Origin of the sequence: Georgenia sp. 311 (assembly GCF_006151955.1) — a bacterium.
Taxonomy (GTDB): Bacteria; Actinomycetota; Actinomycetes; order Actinomycetales; family Actinomycetaceae; genus Oceanitalea; species Oceanitalea wutianyii.
The window spans coordinates 17,051-33,281 of record NZ_VDFS01000067.1 but is presented as its reverse complement, the minus strand read 5'-3'; the positions used below and the strand labels follow the sequence as shown (position 1 = coordinate 33,281).

At 75.4% G+C, this 16,231-nt stretch carries 12 protein-coding genes; 5 read left to right on the top strand and 7 right to left on the bottom strand.

Annotation, left to right across the window (positions count from 1 at the left end):
* The 4 genes from FHE66_RS15200 to FHE66_RS15185 all read right to left on the bottom strand — a co-directional run.
* The coding region (locus tag FHE66_RS15200) for a glycosyltransferase family 4 protein (protein ID WP_139073826.1) at positions 1 to 1,146 on the bottom strand (1,146 nt) is incomplete at its 3' end.
* On the bottom strand, positions 1,143 to 2,219 hold the full coding sequence (locus tag FHE66_RS15195; RefSeq protein ID WP_139073824.1) for a glycosyltransferase family A protein: 1,077 nt from the start codon (positions 2,217 to 2,219) through the stop codon (positions 1,143 to 1,145). The genes FHE66_RS15195 and FHE66_RS15200, both read right to left, overlap by 4 nt.
* The gene (locus FHE66_RS15190) at positions 2,216 to 3,319 is read right to left on the bottom strand and encodes a glycosyltransferase (protein ID WP_139073823.1); all 1,104 of its coding nucleotides are present in this window, start codon (positions 3,317 to 3,319) and stop codon (positions 2,216 to 2,218) included. Before FHE66_RS15190 ends, FHE66_RS15195 begins: the two co-directional genes overlap by 4 nt.
* Before the next feature lie 32 nt (positions 3,320 to 3,351).
* On the bottom strand, positions 3,352 to 4,476 hold the full coding sequence (locus FHE66_RS15185; protein ID WP_139073822.1) for a glycosyltransferase family 4 protein: 1,125 nt from the start codon (positions 4,474 to 4,476) through the stop codon (positions 3,352 to 3,354).
* Between the two features lie 51 nt (positions 4,477 to 4,527).
* Between FHE66_RS15185 and FHE66_RS15180 the strand changes: the two genes are divergently transcribed.
* A complete protein-coding gene (locus tag FHE66_RS15180) occupies positions 4,528 to 5,517 on the top strand; it encodes a glycosyltransferase family 4 protein (RefSeq protein WP_139073821.1) in 990 nt (329 codons plus the stop codon).
* A 3-nt stretch (positions 5,518 to 5,520) separates the two neighbouring features.
* Here the strand turns inward: FHE66_RS15180 and FHE66_RS15675 are convergent, their stop codons facing one another.
* Both FHE66_RS15675 and FHE66_RS15175 read right to left on the bottom strand, forming a co-directional pair.
* A complete protein-coding gene (locus FHE66_RS15675; RefSeq protein ID WP_168202637.1) occupies positions 5,521 to 6,588 on the bottom strand; it encodes a glycosyltransferase in 1,068 nt (355 codons plus the stop codon).
* Positions 6,585 to 8,330 (bottom strand): ABC transporter ATP-binding protein, encoded by a 1,746-nt coding sequence (locus FHE66_RS15175; protein WP_230976521.1) that lies wholly within the window; start codon positions 8,328 to 8,330, stop codon positions 6,585 to 6,587. Before FHE66_RS15175 ends, FHE66_RS15675 begins: the two co-directional genes overlap by 4 nt.
* A gap of 128 nt (positions 8,331 to 8,458) precedes the next feature.
* Between FHE66_RS15175 and wecB the strand changes: the two genes are divergently transcribed.
* The gene (gene wecB / locus FHE66_RS15170; protein WP_139073820.1) at positions 8,459 to 9,520 is read left to right on the top strand and encodes a non-hydrolyzing UDP-N-acetylglucosamine 2-epimerase; all 1,062 of its coding nucleotides are present in this window, start codon (positions 8,459 to 8,461) and stop codon (positions 9,518 to 9,520) included.
* 6 nt (positions 9,521 to 9,526) lie between these two features.
* On the opposite strand, the gene FHE66_RS15950 is transcribed toward wecB, so the two are convergent.
* Positions 9,527 to 12,349 carry a DUF2804 family protein gene (locus tag FHE66_RS15950; RefSeq protein ID WP_139947807.1) on the bottom strand — a complete coding sequence of 941 codons (2,823 nt, stop codon included), beginning with the start codon at positions 12,347 to 12,349 and terminating at the stop codon, positions 9,527 to 9,529.
* Positions 12,350 to 12,425: 76 nt separating this feature from the next.
* Between FHE66_RS15950 and FHE66_RS15160 the strand changes: the two genes are divergently transcribed.
* From FHE66_RS15160 to FHE66_RS15150, 3 genes are all read left to right on the top strand, one after another.
* The gene (locus FHE66_RS15160; protein WP_139073819.1) at positions 12,426 to 12,839 is read left to right on the top strand and encodes a VOC family protein; all 414 of its coding nucleotides are present in this window, start codon (positions 12,426 to 12,428) and stop codon (positions 12,837 to 12,839) included.
* A gap of 64 nt (positions 12,840 to 12,903) precedes the next feature.
* Positions 12,904 to 14,199, top strand: a complete 1,296-nt coding sequence (locus FHE66_RS15155) for a nucleotide sugar dehydrogenase (protein WP_139073818.1) — start codon at positions 12,904 to 12,906, stop codon at positions 14,197 to 14,199.
* Between the two features lie 10 nt (positions 14,200 to 14,209).
* Complete coding sequence (locus FHE66_RS15150; protein WP_139073817.1) at positions 14,210 to 16,228, top strand: DUF6541 family protein; 2,019 nt, start codon at positions 14,210 to 14,212, stop codon at positions 16,226 to 16,228.
* The last annotated feature ends 3 nt before the right edge of the window (positions 16,229 to 16,231 follow it).

Here is a 16,231-nt window from a genome sequence, read left to right as displayed (position 1 = left end):
GGCCCGCCGGCCTGTGGCCGTGGCGGAGCGGTGGCTGCGGACCCAGGCGGCGCGCCGCGCGTCCTCCTGCGGTGACCGCCCGGCGCGCAGGGCGGCGACCATCGCCTCGGCGACGGCGCCGGGCTCGTGGTCCACCGCCCAGCCGAGCCGCTCGTCGCGCACCTGCTCGGCCGCCTGACCCACCCCGGCGAAGACGACCGGGGCGCCGCAGGCGAGCGCGGAGTGGATCTTCGTCGGGACGGCGAAGTCGTAGCCGCGGCCCGGCACGATGCTCGCCAGGCAGGCCGCGGCACCCCGCTGCCAGCGGGCCGCCTCCTCCGCGGGGCCGCGGGTGTGGAACTCGACGGTCCCGGGCGGCAGCCCGGCGGCGAGCTCGCGCAGGTGCTGCCAGTCGCTGCCCTGCCCGAGGTAGACGACGCGGGCGCCGGGGACCTCCTCGAGGACCCGGGGCAGCGCCCGGAGGAAGACGTCGGCGCCCTGCCACTCCGAGGCGGTACCGGCGTACAGCAGGTAGGGGCGTCCCTCGTCGTCGACGGCGGGGCCGTCGGGGGAGAAGACGTCGGTGTCGACGCCGTTGGGCACGACCTCCACCCGCCCGACGCCGAGCTCGTGCAGCCGCGCGGCGACCGGCTCGGAGACGGCGATGACGCAGGCCGCTCCGCCCATCGCCCATCGCTCGACGGTGTGCAGGGCGCGCACGACGGCGCCCGGCATGCCGGCGGACTGCGCGGCGTCGGCCCACACGTCGGCCGCGTAGTAGACGTAGGGGACGCGGCGCAGCCGGGCGGCCAGCCGCACCACCGCGCCGGTGGTCGGCGGCGGCTCGCACACGAGGACGTCGGGACGCGGCGTGCGCAGCAGGCGCAGCAGCAGCGGGACGTCGAAGCTGAGGTACTGGACGTAGCCGCGGACGTAGCCCTCGGGGTCGCGCAGCACGGGCCACCGCTCGACGGTGACGCCGGGGCCGGGGGAGGGCTCGGCCCGTCCGGGCACCGTCGTCGTGAGCACCCGGACCCGGGCGCCGAGACCGGTGAGTCCGCGGGTGAGCGCGGCGAGGCGGAAGGAGGCGGCTGCCGGCTCGGGGGCGAAGATGCGGGTCGCGAGGGTGACGCGGACGCCGTCGGCGGGCCGTGCCGACCCGCTCACGGGAGTCCCACGAGGGCCGAGGCAGCCATGAGCCGCACCGGGGCCTCGACCCGCAGCAGGTCGGCCGGGCTGCGGGTGAGGAGCGTCGCGGGGCGTCCGTGGCGACGTCGCTGCTCCGCGAGCCGGATCATCGCGCCCGTGTCGGAGGAAGGGTCGGCGACGGCGTCGAGCAGGGTCCGGTCGGCGAGGGAGAGCACGCGCTCGAAGCCCTCGGCGCGGGCGAGGAGGTCCTCGGCGGTCTGCGCGAGCGCCTGGCGGTCCTCGGGCGTCCACACCGCGGGGTCGCGGCGGTTCCAGACCGCGCCGAAGAGGTGGATGCGGGTGAGCTTGGTGCACACCGCGCGTCGCGCCGTGAGGTGGTAGCCGGCGAACCACGGCTGGGCGAGGAGGTCGCGGACGAAGGCGAGCTCGACGGCGATGGGGCGCGGGGTGAGGGTCACCCGGTCGCGGGCGTCCTCGCCGATGACGTACGCCGGGCCGCGGCGGTCGACGGCCACGCGCGTCTCGAACCACAGGCGGGTGACGTAGGCGACGTCACCGCCGACGGTCATCCCCTCGACGAGCTCGAGGCCCAGGCGCTCGCGGGCACGCTGGGAGACGAGGCCGAGCGGGGCGCTGCGGTAGCTGAGCCGGTCGCGCACCGGGTCGGCGAGCCCGCGCAGCCAGGGACGGACGGGCGGGGTGAGCACCGGCCGCGCCGCGCTGCCGATCCGCAGCCGGCACATGACGGTCTCGGCGCCGGTGCGCCCGGCGACGTCGAGCCACGAGCGCACGGCCCCGGGCTGCAGGACGTCGTCGGAGCCCATGATCGAGACGAACTCGCCCTCCGCCGCACGCATGCCGGCGTTGAACGGGCCGGAGGCGCTGCGGCGGGGGTCGGTGTGCTCGAGCAGGCGCACGGCGGCGCGGTGGCGCGGGTCGATGACCGCCGCGATCTCGTCCGCCGCCACGTTGTGGCACACGACGGTGAGCCTGGTCTCGGCGCGGTTGCCCTCGAGGACGGAGGCGACCGCCCGCCCGACGGGACGGGTCGGGCTGTGGACGGCGATGACGACGTCGACAGGTCCGCTCACGGGCGCAGCTCCCGGGCCGCGCAGTAGGCACGCTCGTAGCCGTCGGCCACGGCAGGCACCGAGAAGCGGTCCCCGATGGTCGCGGAGATCTCCTCGGCGGACAGGTCGCGGGTCGCGGCCTCGACGCGCAGGACGGCGTCGGCGTAGGCCGCGGGCGTCTGCTCGGCGACGAGCTCCCCCACGCGCGGGTCGATGTACTCGCCCTGGCCGCCGGTCGCGCCGACGACGACGGGCCGGCCGGAGACGATCGCCTCGGCCGCGGAGACGAAGAAGTTGTCCCCCTTGGTGGGCCCGAGGAACAGGTCCGCGGCGGCGAGCTCGGCGAGGACGGCGGGGCGGGGCAGGGAGCCGGTGAGCCGCACCCGGTGGGCGATCCCGAGCTCCTCGGAGCGCTGCACGACGGCCGCGCGCAGCTCACCCTCCCCGACGAGGACGAGCTCGGCGGGGGTGCCGCGGCGCTCGAGCTCGGCGACGGTCTCGACGGCGGTCACCGGGTCCTTGCGGTCGATGAGCCCGCCGACGCTGACGAGGCGCAGGACGTCGGCGCGGGCCGGGCGGGGCGGGAGCGGCTCGGGCGTCTCGACGATGCACGGCACGACGCGCGTGGGGCGCGGGCCGCGCACCGCGCGGATCGGCTGGGCGAGGAACTCGCACACCGCCGTGACGACGTCGGGCCGGCGCAGCACCCGCGAGACGACGGGCAGCGCGCGGCGCCAGGTCGCGGGGAGGTTCTGCGGGGAGGTGAGCCCGGACCAGTGCTCGGTGTGCACCCACGGCGCCGCGGGACGGTGCAGCGAGAGCGGCAGGAGGGAGGAGATCGCCATCGAGTGGACGAGGTCGCCCCCGGCGAGCAGCGGCGTCAGCGCGCGGGCGGCCCGGACGACGTCGAGCGGGTTCGTCGTGCCCATCGGGACGCGGCGCACCGGCAGCCCCTCGTGGACGAGGGAGCGGGTGCCGTCGTCCTGGTGGGGCGGGACGAGGTGGACGACTCGCACGTCGTGCCCGAGCGAGGCGATCGCGAGGGCGTCCTTGACGACGAAGGCACCGCTGCTGGGGGCCACGGACGTCGGGAACCAGGTCGACACGGCCACGACTCGCACGCCGTCACGCTACCAGCCGGCGGCGTGGCCCCTCAGCGCAGGATGGCGGCGACGGCGTCGGCCCAGCCCTGGGTCTGCTGCTCGGCGGAGTACTCGGCCGCGACCTCGTGGGAGGCCTGCTTCCAGCGGCGCACCTGCGCCGGGTCGAGCTCGTCGAGGACGGCGGTGAGGGCCTCGGCGGTGAACCCCTCGGTGACCTCCCCGAGCCCGTGCCGGCGCACGATGCCGGCCATCTCGGGGGAGGGGCCGACGATGAGGCCGAGGCGGCCCTGGATGAAGTCGAAGAACTTGTTCGGCAGCGCCCACAGGTTGTTGAAGCTCACCGGCGGCAGGACGTAGACGCCGACGTCGTAGGCCGACAGGGTGCGGGCGAGCTCGGTCGGCGGGACCGGGTCGTGCACCGTGACCTCGGGCATCGTCTCGGCCCGCTCACGCAGCTCGGCGAGGTAGACCGGGTCGTTCGGCATGAGGTACAGGTCGAGGGTGAACGGCCGGCGCGAGGCGGCGACGGCGTCGAGCATGATCTCCAGGCGGCGGCCTCGGCGCGCGTTGCCCGAGTGGACGAGTCGGATCGGGTCGCCGACCTCGCCCGGGGTGAGGTCGGCGTAGTGGGGCGCGTTGACGACGACGGCGGCGTCCACCCCGAACTCCCGGCCGTACTCCGCCGCGAGCCCCGCGCCCACGGTGGTCACCGAGCTCGCGAGCGGCAGGTAGGTGCGGCACAGCCAGCGCAGGTAGGGCGCGACGAGCAGGCGCCAGCGCCACATCTCCTCGTTCTGGCGCGGGGCGTACTCGTGGAGGTCGACGTGCACCCCGGCGCGCGCCCCGAGGGACAGGGCGAGGGGGACGGTGTCGATGTCGTCGGCGAGGACGACGTCGAAGTAGCCGCGCGGCAGGCGGTCCCACAGGTACCGCACGACCTCGTTCGACCGGTAGACCGCCGCGTAGCGCCGCTGGAGGAGCAGGCGCTGGTCCTTGCGCCAGTAGACGTGCTCGGCCGGGATCTCGATGTGGTCGACGACGCCCTCGGGCGCCGGTCCGTACCCGCACGTCGTCACGTCGTAGCTGCCCGACAGGAGCTGGACCTGGCGCAGCACCCGGGCGTCGGCGTGGATCGGGGAGAAGGACAGGATGAGCAACGTCGGGCGGGTCGGCATGGACGGAATCCTGCCACCGATCCCCGACGACGTTCGCATACGCTGGCGGGCATGACCGCTGAGCCGGCTGTCCTCCACCTCAACGACTGCGCGTTCGTCGCGCTCAACCTCGTGCGCGCCGCCCGGAGGGCCGACCTGCGGTGGGGCTACCTGCCCCCGGACAAGGTCCGCCCGGCCCGCACGCCGGGCGGGGGCCTGGACCGGGTCCGCTACCTGCCCTACGTCCAACGCCGCGCCCGTGCGCTGCACCGGGCCGACGTCGTCCACGTCCACTACGGGACGAGCGTGCGGCTCATCCGTGAGCGGTTCATGCCCCGGCGGCCCTACCTGCTCCACCTCCACGGCACCGACATCCGCGAGCAGGCCGACGACCCGCGCTACCGCGAGGAGATCGCCCGGGCCGTCGACGGCGCCGAGCAGGTCTACTACACGAACCTCGACACCGCGGAGCGGGCGCTGGCCGCCCGGCCCGACGCGCAGTACATGCCGGCCTTCGTCGACGTCACCGGCCTGCCGCAGTGGCGGCCGGGCGGCCGCCGGGTGGTCTTCGCCTCCCGCTGGTCGCCGGCCAAGGGGGCCCCGGTCATGCTCGAGCTCGCGGCGCGGCTGCGCGAGGTGCTCCCCGCCGACGTCCGCCTCCAGGGGCTGGACTGGGGCGAGGCCGCCGGGGCGGCCGCCGCGGCCGGGGTGGAGCTGCTCCCGCGCACGGCGCACGCCCGCTACCTCGAGCTGCTCGCACAGGCCGACGTCGTCGTCGGGCAGGCGAACACCGTCCTGGGCGTGAGCGAGCACGAGGCGATGGCGCTCGGGGTGCCGCTCGTCGTCCCGAGCCACGTGCTCACCCACCCGGAGGGCGGGCCGCCCCCGGTGCTCGCGGGCGGCGTCGAGGAGTCGGTGGAGCACGTCCTCGAGTCGCTGCGCGACCCTCGTGGGGTCAGTGACGGCCTCGGGGCGGCGGCGTGGGTGCGCCGGCACTACACGGCCGACCCCTACGTCCGGCCGCTCCAGGAGGTCTACCGCCGGGTCGCGCGGTCCGGCTGAGCCTCAGCGCCAGAAGCGGTCCGCCGCGAGGTAGCGCAGCGTCGACTCCCGGTCGAGGTTGTCGGCCGGCGATGGCGTGAGGACGGCGTCCCACCGGCCCGCGGCCGCGCGGGCGGCGACGGCCTCGACGAGCGAGGCGGCCGTGACCTGGGGGTCGAGGGCGGCGGCGAGCAGCGCCCGGTCGGCGCGGCTGAAGGGCCGCAGCACGCCCGGTGCCAGGTCCACCCACCGGGTGAGCAGGTCACGCAGCCACTGCGGCTCGCCCTCGTGCCAGTCCGTCTCCTCCCGGCGGCGGCGGATCGCTCCGAGGAGGTGGATGCGCACGCTCTTGACGGCGATGGCGCGGCGCGCGGCGGGGGTCAGGTCGGGCAGCCACGGGCGGGAGACGAGGTCGTCGAACGCGCGCAGCTCGTCGGTGATCGGGCGTACCGACGTCGTCACCCGGGTGACCGCGTCGGTCCCCACGACGTAGCGGGGCGCCGAGCGCGCGAGGTCCACCCGCACGCCGGAGGACCACAGGCGCGCGGTGAACGCGACGTCGCCGCCCGAGCGCATGCCCTCGACGAGGCGCAGCTCGAGCGCGTCGAGGGTCGCCCTGCGCATGAGGCCCAGCGGCGCCGTGCGGTAGGCGAGCCGGTCGCGCACGAGGTCGAGGTCGCGCGAGCGCAGCGGGCGCACCCGCGGCGTGTGGACCTCGGTGCCGTCCTGCATGCGCACCCGGGCGAGCATGACGTCGGAGCCGAGGCGGTCCGCGGCGCGCGTCCAGGCGGACAGCGCGCCGGGCTCGAGGAAGTCGTCCGAGCCGATGATCGAGACGTAGCGGGCCGTGGCGGCGTCGATGCCTGCGTTGTACGGGCCGGACGGGCTGCCGAGGCCGTCGCGGACCGGCAGGAGACGCACGCGCGGGTCGGCCGGGACGAGCGGGGCGACGTCGTCGGGGTCGAGCTCGTGGCAGGCGACGGTCACCCGGACGTGGGAGCCGGCGCCGGCGAGGAGGGAGGAGACGCAGCGTCCCACCGGCCGGGAGGGGTCGTGGAGCGCGACGACGACGTCGACGTCGGGGGCGCTCACGCGAGACCCGCCAGGCTCGCCTGGTAGGCGAAGTCGGGCTCGCTGGCCACGACCTCCTCGAAGGTCCCGCGGGCCACGATGCGGGCGTCGCGCATGAAGCACACCTGGTCGCTGTGGCGGATCGTGGAGAGCCGGTGCGCGACGCTGATGACCGTGACGTCGCCGTGGAGGTCGCGGATCGCGCGGGCGACGGCCTCCTCGGTGGCGGTGTCGAGCGCGCTCGTCGCCTCGTCCATGACGAGGACGAGCGGGTCGGAGTACAGCGCCCGGGCGATGCCCAGGCGCTGGCGCTGCCCGCCGGACAGGGCCATGCCGCGCTCGCCGATCCGGGCGTGCAGGCCGCCGGCGCGGTTCTCGACGACCTCGAGGAGCTGGGCGCGGGTCAGGGCCTCGCGCACCCGGTCCTCGTCGACGTCCCCGTCCCACGACAGCGCGACGTTCTGGGCGATGGTCCCGTCGAAGAGCGAGACGTCCTGGGGGACGTAGCCGACCTTGGACCGCCAGTCGGCGAGCACCTCGACGAGCGGCTCCCCGTCGATGGTGATCGAGCCGGAGGACGGGACGAGCAGGCCGAGGAAGATGTCGACGAGGGTGGACTTGCCCGCCCCGGAGGCACCGACGAGCGCGAGCGAGCTGCCCATCCGCACGTCGACGTCGACACCGGTGACGGCCGGGGTCGCGCTGCCCGGGTAGGTGAACTCGACGTCGCGCAGGCTCAGCACCTCGGGGCGGTGACGCAGCGGGCGGGTGCCGATCTGCTCGGGCCCCGCGGTGTACCTCTCGGCGAGCCGGATGTCGCGCATGACGGCGTTGGCGTGCGGGATCGTCGAGGACGTCGTGGTGATGATCCCCTGGAAGCGGGTGACCGAGGGGATCATCCGGAAGCCCGCGACGGCGAAGAGCGCGACGGCGCTGAGCGCGCTCGCCGACCCGCCCTGGAGGTAGGCGGCCGCCCCGACGAGGACGAAGCCGCCGATGAGCGCGGCCTCGATGACGAACTTCGGCACGGCGTTGAGGAACTGGATGTTCGCGCGGGCCCGGGTCGTGTGGATGCGGTTGCGGTGGACGACCTGCGCGACCTCCCCGGCCTTGTTGCGCAGGGTGATCTCCTTGAGCGTGGCGACCATCTCGGTCATGAGCGTGGCGACGCGGAAGGAGTAGTCGCGGTTGACCCGCCCGGCGACGACGGCGCGCTTGGAGATGACGAAGTAGAGGACGGCGGCGATGAGGCCGAGGTAGACGAGGGTGATGGCCGCGGTCACCGGCTCGGCGACGACGAGCACGGCGAGCACGGCGACGAACGTCACGACCTCGGCGGGCAGCGACGCGGCGGGCAGGAGGAGCCCGGCCGTCGTGTTGGCGATGCCGACGTCCGCGAGGCGCACGAGCTCGGCGGAGTTGCGGCGCAGCCGCTCGGTCCACGGCGCCTGGATGTAGGCGGCGAAGAGGCGGTCGCCGATGAGCAGCTCATAGGCCGCGAAGCGGCGGGTGGCGATCCACTGGAGCGCCATCGACAGGACGCTCTTGAGGACGATGAGCACGCAGACGACGACGATGATCCACACGGTGTACTCCGGCGGCACCTCGCCCACGAGCGGCAGGCTGAGCGGGCGGCCCTGGACCAGGGGCGTCATCGTGAGGGCGAGCAGGCCGAGGGCGGCGATGTCGAGCAGCGCGAGCGAGCTGGTCGCCACGGCGTAGAGCACGAGGAAGCGCCGGGCACCTCGGGGGAGAAGCGGCAAGAGCTCCTTGAGAGCGGCCCACAAGCGCGTCACGCGTCGGTCTCCTCGGTCGGCACGGTCATCCCGCCATCGTCCCACTATCGCACCGAGGTCCGACGCCGCGCGGCTGCCGGATAGGGTCGGTGCTCGTGAAGATCCTCAGCGTCGTCGGTGCCCGCCCGCAGTTCGTCAAGCTCTCGCCCGTCGCCCACGCCCTGGCGGCCGCCGGTCACGAGCACGTCATCGTCCACACCGGCCAGCACTACGACGCCGCCCTGTCCGACGTCTTCTTCGCCGACCTCGGCATCGACCGCCCGGACGTCAACCTCCACGTGGGCTCCGGCTCGCACGCCGAGCAGACCGGGGCGATGCTCCCCGGCCTCGAGCGGGCGATGCTCGACCACCGCCCCGACTGGGTGCTCGTCTACGGCGACACGAACTCCACCGTCGCCGCCGCGCTCGCCGCGGTGAAGATCCACCAGCCCGTGGCCCACCTCGAGGCGGGGCTGCGCTCCTTCAACCGGCGCATGCCCGAGGAGCACAACCGGGTGATGACCGACCACGCCGCCGACCTCCTGCTCGCCCCGACCGCCGTCGCCGTGGAGCACCTGCGCTCCGAGGGACTGGCCGACCGGACGGTCCTCGTCGGCGACGTCATGACCGACGTCCTGTACCGGGTGCGCGACGAGGTCGTGCGCGAGGGCGCCCCCGCCGTCGCGGCCCCCGAGGGGGACTACCTCGTCGCGACCATCCACCGCGCGGAGAACACCGACGACCCCGAGCGTCTCGGGGCCATCGTCGGGGCGCTGGCGAGCCTGCCCCGGCCCGTCCTGCTGCTGGCCCACCCGCGCCTGCGTGACCGCGCGGCGGCCGCCGGGATCGACCTCACGGCCGGGGCGGTCACCGTCCTCGAGCCGCAGCCCTACCCGACGCTCGTCGCGCTCGTCGCGCGGTCCTCCGGTGTCGTCACCGACTCCGGCGGCCTGCAGAAGGAGGCCTTCCTCCTGCGGGTGCCGTGCACGACGCTGCGCCGGGAGACCGAGTGGGTCGAGACGGTCGAGCTCGGCTGGAACGTCCTGGACGGGGACCTCACCGACGTCGCCGGCCACGCGCTGCGTCCCACGCCGCCCGCCACCGACGCCGCCCCCTACGGGGACGGGCACGCGGCCGAGCAGGTCGTCGCGGCGCTCACGGAGGCGCTGCCGGCCTGAGGCGGCTCACCACCGGTTGAGGACGTCCTCCGCCCAGCCGGTGGCACCGTCCACGCTCACCCGCGTCCCGGCGGAGTCGCTCATCCACCCCGACCAGTGCCCGAACGCCTGGTGGGTGTCGCTGGCGAGCACGCCCAGCGCCGTGCGCGACTCCTTGACGTGGAACGGGGTGAGGGTGAGGTCCGCACGCTCCCCGCGCACCCGCCACGGGCCGCCCTCGGTCGAGTACTCCCAGCGGAGCTCCTCGCTGATCTTGTGGACGACCCCGTCGACGACGAGCGCGTTCTCCGTCGAGCCGGTGCCCTGCGTCCACCGGGCGCCGAGCTGGACCCCGACGACCCGCCCGGCGCTCACGCCCGAGCCGGCGCCCCAGTTCCAGCGCATCTCGTAGGGCCAGCGCCCGCGCCCGTGGTCGAGCACCGCCCACGACTCACCGGCGGGCACGTCGTGGACCCGCCCGTCGACCCACAGCCGGCCGCGCGCGGGCCGGGCGACGTCCTTGACCGTGTACTGGAAAAGCCGCTCGTCCCAGGGCACGACGACGCCCATCGCCTCGTGGCCGGCGGGCCGCTCGGCGAGGACGTCGAGGCGGACGCGCGAGGTGACGGCGCGCAGCCGGGTGCCGCCGTCGACCTCGTCGACGGCGATGGCGAGGTCCCCGGCCCGGGCCCGCACCGGGCCGCGCCCGAGGGTGCCGGGAAGCGTGGTCCCGGCCGCGAGCGGGCTGATCGCGTTGGCGCCGACGGCCTCGCCGGTGGCGCGGTCGAGCAGCCACACCTCGTGGACCCCGGCGTAGTCGATGTCGGAGACGGTGAGCGCGAGGACGTGCGTCGGGGTGACGACGTTCCAGTACTCCCACCGCTTGCTGCGTCCGCGGGCGTAGGCACCGCGGCCGATCCCGTCGGTGTCGTGCAGCTGTCGCCGGGTCCAGCCGACGGCGGCAGGATCGAGGCGGCCGTCGGGGCGGCACAGCGCCACCGGCTCGGTGATCTCCCGCTCGGGCACGCTGGGCCCCTCCGTGCCCGCCCGGGTGAGCTGGTCGTTGAGGGCACGCATCCGCGCGGGCGCGATCTTCACGGTGCGCCGGTCGGCGGACAGCAGCCCGTTCGTCTCGCCCTCGACGTCCGACACCTGGGTGTACACCGACGCCGCCAGGCCGTGGCGGACGGAGGGGAGCACCTGGCCGAGGTGGAGCCGCTCGACGGCGAGCGCGAAGGCCTCCGGGTCGCGGTAGCGGCGGTAGCCGAACTCACGGGGGACGTCCGGGGCGTCGGCCTCGCTGCGCAGGCTGTAACCGCCGAACTCGGACAGGACGAGCGCCCGGTCCCCGCCGCGGTGGCGCAGGTGGACGGGCCGGAAGTACACGTGCCGGCTGTCGACGTCACCGGCGCCCTGGTCGTGCCAGCCGCTCGCGTGGTCGACGACGCGGGTGGGGTCCAGCGTGCGGACCTCCGCGGCGACGTCGGCGGCGTCGAACTGGCCCCAGCCCTCGTTGAACGGCACCCAGGCGACGACGCTCGGCACGTCGCGGAGCAGCTCGACGGTCGCGCGCGCCTCCCGGCGGAACTCCGCACGCCCGGCGGCGTCGGCGCGGGCGAACGCCGCGTAGCGGTCGTCGCGCAGCCGCAGCGGGGTGAGCACCGGCGCCGTGACGACCGCCGGCCGGTAGCGCCCGCCGCCGTTGACGAGGTCCTGCCACACGAGCATGCCGAGCCGGTCGCAGTGGTGGTACCAGCGCAGCGGCGCGATCTTGATGTGCTGGCGCAGCATCGTGAAGCCGAGGTCCCTCATCGTCTCGATGTCGTGCACGAGGGCCGCGTCCGACGGCGGGGTGTAGAGCCCGTCGGGCCAGTAGCCCTGGTCGAGCGCGCCCGCCTGGAAGAAGGGCCGGCCGTTGAGGTGCAGGCGCGGCACGCCGGAGCGGTCCGCTGCCACACCCACCGAGCGCATCCCCGCGTAGGAGGTGACGACGTCCTCACCCAGCGTCACGGTGAGGTCGTACAGGTGCGGGTCCTGCGGGCTCCACGGCCGCGCGTCGGGCAGGTGCAGGCGCACCGGCTCGCCCGTCGCGGCGTCGTCCGTCCCGCCGACGACGGCGTCCCCGTCGCGGACCTCGACGCTCGCCCGGAGCCCGGCCGGGCCGAGCACGGTGACCTCGAGCCGGCCGTCGGCCAGGTGCGGGAGGAGCCGCAGCCCGGTGACGTGCTGCTCGGGCACCGACTCCAGCCACACCGTCTGCCAGATCCCCGACTGCGCGGTGTACCAGATGCCGCTCGGCTCGAGGGTCTGCTTGCCGCGGGAGTGGTAGGAGGTGTCGGACAGGTCGCGCACGACGACGGCGAGCTCGTGCGTCCCGCCCTCGGCGAGCCGGCCGGTGACGTCGAGGGTGAAGGGCAGGTAGCCGCCCTCGTGGGTGCCGACGACGCGGCCGTCGAGGAGGACGGCGCAGTGCTGGTCGACGGCGCCGAGATGGAGGTGGAGGCGCCCGCGGTCGAACCCGGCAGGCAGCCGCAGCGTGCGGCGGTACCAGAGCAGGTCCCCGGGACCCACCTGGCGCCGGACGCCGGACAGCGGCGCCTCGGGGGAGAAGGGCACGAGGATCTGCCCGTCCCACGAGCGCGGCGGGGAGAGACGGTCCAGCCCGCGCGCTCCCGGGCCCAGCCCTGCGGGCGCCGGGAGGATCGCGTAGTCCCAGTGCCCGTTGAGGCTGAGGTGCCCCGGGCGGGTGAGCTGCGGGCGGGGGTGCTCGGGCAGGACTGCCGCCGGGTCGAGCGCCGCGCCCCAGGGGGTGAGCGCCGGGGCCGCCGCGGCGGTGCGGCTGGGAGACATACGGTGAGCCTAGCGGCGCCCTCGGGGCGACGCCGGGCGGCTATCGTCGTGCCCTCCGGAGACCTGGGGAGGGGCAGTGGAGCCACGGATCAGCGTCGTCACGCTCGCGGTGCGCGACCTCGCGGCGAGTCGCCGCTTCTACCTGGACGGCCTGGGCTGGAGCGCCGTCGTCGACGTGCCCGGTGAGGTCGTCATGGTGCAGGTGGGCGCGCACGTCGTGCTCTCGCTGTGGGACGAGGCCGCCTTCGAGGCCGAGGTCGGCCCCCTCGCCCGCGGTGACGGGGTCCCGCCGCTCACCCTCGCGCACAACGTCGTCACACCCGCCGAGGTCGACGAGGTGCTGGCGACGGCGCACGCCGCCGGGGCGAGCGTCGACGCGGCCCGGACGCGCGAGTGGGGCGGTTACAGCGGCTACTTCGCCGACCCGGACGGCTTCCGGTGGGAGGTGGCCCACAACCCCGGCCCGGTGGGACGGTTGCTCCTGCCCTGACGTCCCCTCCCACGGATATCGTGGGCACGGGTCCGGACCGGCCGGGCACGAGATGAGGAGCTTCATGCGTATCGCGGTGGTTGCCCTGGGCAAGATCGGTCTGCCGTTGGCGGTGCAGTTCGCCGACGCGGGGCACGAGGTCGTGGGCGTGGACGTCCAGCAGTCCGTCGTCGACCTCGTCAACGAGGGACGCGAGCCGTTCCCCGGCGAGGCGCACCTCCAGGAGAAGCTCTCCGAGCTCGTCCCCGCGGGCCGGCTGCGGGCCACGACGGACTACGGCCAGGCCGTCCCCGGCGCCGACGCGGTCGTCGTCGTCGTCCCGCTCTTCGTCGACGACGAGACGTGGGAGCCGGACTTCGCGTGGATGGACGCCGCGACGCGCTCGCTGGCCGAGCACCTCACGCCGGGCACCCTCGTGTCCTACGAGACGACGCTGCCCGTGGGCACCACCCGGGGCCGCTGGAAGCCGATGATCGAGGAGATCTCCGGGCTGCGTGAGGGCGAGGACTTCCACCTCGTCTTCTCCCCCGAGCGGGTGCTCACCGGGCGGGTCTTCGCCGACCTGCGGCGCTACCCCAAGCTCGTCGGCGGGCTGAGCACGGCGGGCGCGGACCTCGCCCGCGAGTTCTACGAGGCCGTCCTCAGCTTCGACGAGCGCCCCGACCTCGCCCGCCCCAACGGCGTGTGGGACATGGGCAGCGCCGAGGCCGCCGAGATGGCCAAGCTCGCCGAGACGACCTACCGCGACGTCAACATCGGGCTGGCCAACCAGTTCGCCGTCTTCGCCGACAAGGTCGGCATCGACGTCTACGCGGTCATCGAGGCCTGCAACTCCCAGCCCTACTCCCACATCCACCGCCCGGGCATCGCCGTCGGCGGCCACTGCATCCCGGTCTACCCGCGCCTCTACCTGTCCACCGACCCTGACGCCTCGATCGTGCGCACGGCGCGCCAGCACAACGCCGGGATGCCCGAGTACGCGATCTCCCGCGCCGCCGAGCTGCTCGGCGACCTCACCGGGCTGCGGGCGGTCGTCCTCGGCGCCTCCTACCGCGGCGGGGTCAAGGAGACGGCGTTCTCCGGGGTGTTCGCCACGGTCGCCGCGCTGCGCGAGCGCGGTGCGCAGGTGCTCGTCCACGACCCGATGTACACCGACGAGGAGCTCACCGCCTTCGGCTGGGAGCCCTACCGGCTCGGCGAGCCGGTCGACCTCGCCGTCGTCCAGGCCGACCACGCGGACTACCGTGAGCTGACCCCCGCCGACCTGCCCGGCGTGCGCCTGCTCGTCGACGGTCGCCAGGTCACCGACGCCGCCGCGTGGGCGGGCACCCCCCGCGTCGCCATCGGGGCCGGCCACTGAGCACCTCGCCATGAGCTGGTGGGCCGCGGCGCCGGACGCGTTCGCGCTCGCGCTGCTCGTCCTGCTGCCCGGCGGGCTCGCCCTGCGCCTGCTCGGGGTCCGCGGCCTGTCGGCGCTCGCGGGCGCCCCGCCGGTGACCCTGGGTGCGCTCGGCGTGCTCGCGGTCGCCTACGCACCCCTCGGGGTGCCGTGGCGGCTGCCCGCCGTGCTCGCCGGGCTCCTCGTCCTGCTCGGGGTGCTCGCGCTGCTCGCGCGCGCCCTGCGGCTGCCGGCCGGGCCGGGCCCCGGCCCGCTCGGGCGGCGCGGGCGGCTCGCTGTGGGGGCGGGCCTCGCGGTGGGCGCCGCCCTGCTCGCCCTGCCCTTCCTCACCGTCCTGCCGGCAGCGGACTCGCCGCTCCAGCAGTGGGACGCCGTCTTCCACCTCAACGCCGTCGTCAGCGCCCGTGAGACCGGGGTGATCACCCCGCTCGGCGGGCTCGCCCCGCTCTACGGTGATGGCTCGGGCAGCCCCTACTACCCGACCGGCTGGCACTCGCTCGTCGCGCTCGCGCCCGGGGACTCGGTCCTGGCGGCGACGAACACGGCGGTCCTCGTCCTCGGCATGGGCACGTGGGTGCTCGGCCTGACCGGGCTGGCGCGTGAGGTCCTCACCCGCGCCGTCCTGCCGGCCGTGCTCGCCCCGCTCCTGGCGGCCGGCTTCATCGCCTACCCGGCGGTGCAGCTCACCGTCCTCGCCCAGCTCCCCAACGGCCTGTCCACCGCGCTGCTCCCGGGCGCGCTGCTGCTCGTCGTGCGCGCGGTGCGTGCCGCGCGGGTGCGACAGGGCGTCGTCGGGGCCGGGCTGGCCGCCGTCCTCGCCGCGGCCGGCGTCGTCGTCGCCCACGCGAGCGGGGCGTTCTCCCTCGCCGTCCTCGCCGGCCCGCTCGTCATCGGCGCCCTCGGCGGGTGGGCGCTGGCGCAGGTGCGGCAGGGCCGTCGAGCGCTGGGCGGGGGAGTGCTGCTCGCGCTCGTCGCCGTCGTCGTCGGGACGCCGCTGCTCCTCGCCAACCTCGACGCGCTGTCCTCGGTCACCGGGTTCGAGCGCGCCAGCGGGCGCAGCCACCGGGCCGCCCTCCAGGAGGTGCTGCTCGACAACGCCCTCGTCCACTGGTTCCCCGGTGACGGGTGGCAGCACGTCGCGGTGACGGTGGCGACGCTCGCCGGGGCGGTGCTCACCCTCGTGCGCCGCCGCCACCGCTGGCTCACCGTCGCCCTCGCCCTGGCCGCCGGGCTGGCCGTGCTCGCGGCCGGCCCGGAGGACCACCCGCTGCGCTGGCTGTCGGGCTTCTGGTACACCCAGGCGGGGCGCATCGCACCGGTCGCGGTCGTCCCGGCGGTCCTGCTCGCCGCCTACGCCCTCACCGCGCTCGTCGAGCGGGCACGCGGCGTCCCCGCCGCGGTCCCGCAGAACTCGGCTGTCGCGCGGAAGTCGGCTGTCGCGCGGAAGTCGGCTGTCGCGGGGGAGGTGGGGGTGGGGGGTGCCGTGCTCGTCGGGGTGCTCGTGCTCGTGCTCGGCACCGCGGTGCTGCGGCTGCCGCTCCAGGAGCGGGTCGTGGCCAGCGCGTACGTCCCGGGGCAGGTCGCCTGGGGCACGATGGCGAGCGAGGACGAGCTGGCGATGATGCGCCGCCTCGGTCAGTCCCTGCCGCCCGGGGCGGTCGTCGTCGGCGACCCGTTCAACGGCTCGGCGCTCCTGCCCGCCGTCGCCGGGGTCGACGTCGTCTTCCCCCAGCTCGGCGCCGGCGGCCGGTCCCCGGCCCAGGAGGTGCTCGAGGAGCGGCTGGCCGACGTCCACGACGACCCGGCCGTGTGCGCCGCGCTGGGCGAGGTCGGGGCGACCCACCTCTACCAGGACACCGCCACCGCGCGCGACGGCGCCAAGCAGCGCGACCGCACCGACGGCATGCAGGACGTCGACGTCACCCGCGGCTTCACCGAGGTGGACAGCGCCGGGACGGCGTCGGTCCACCGCATCGAGGTGTGCGGCTGAGCA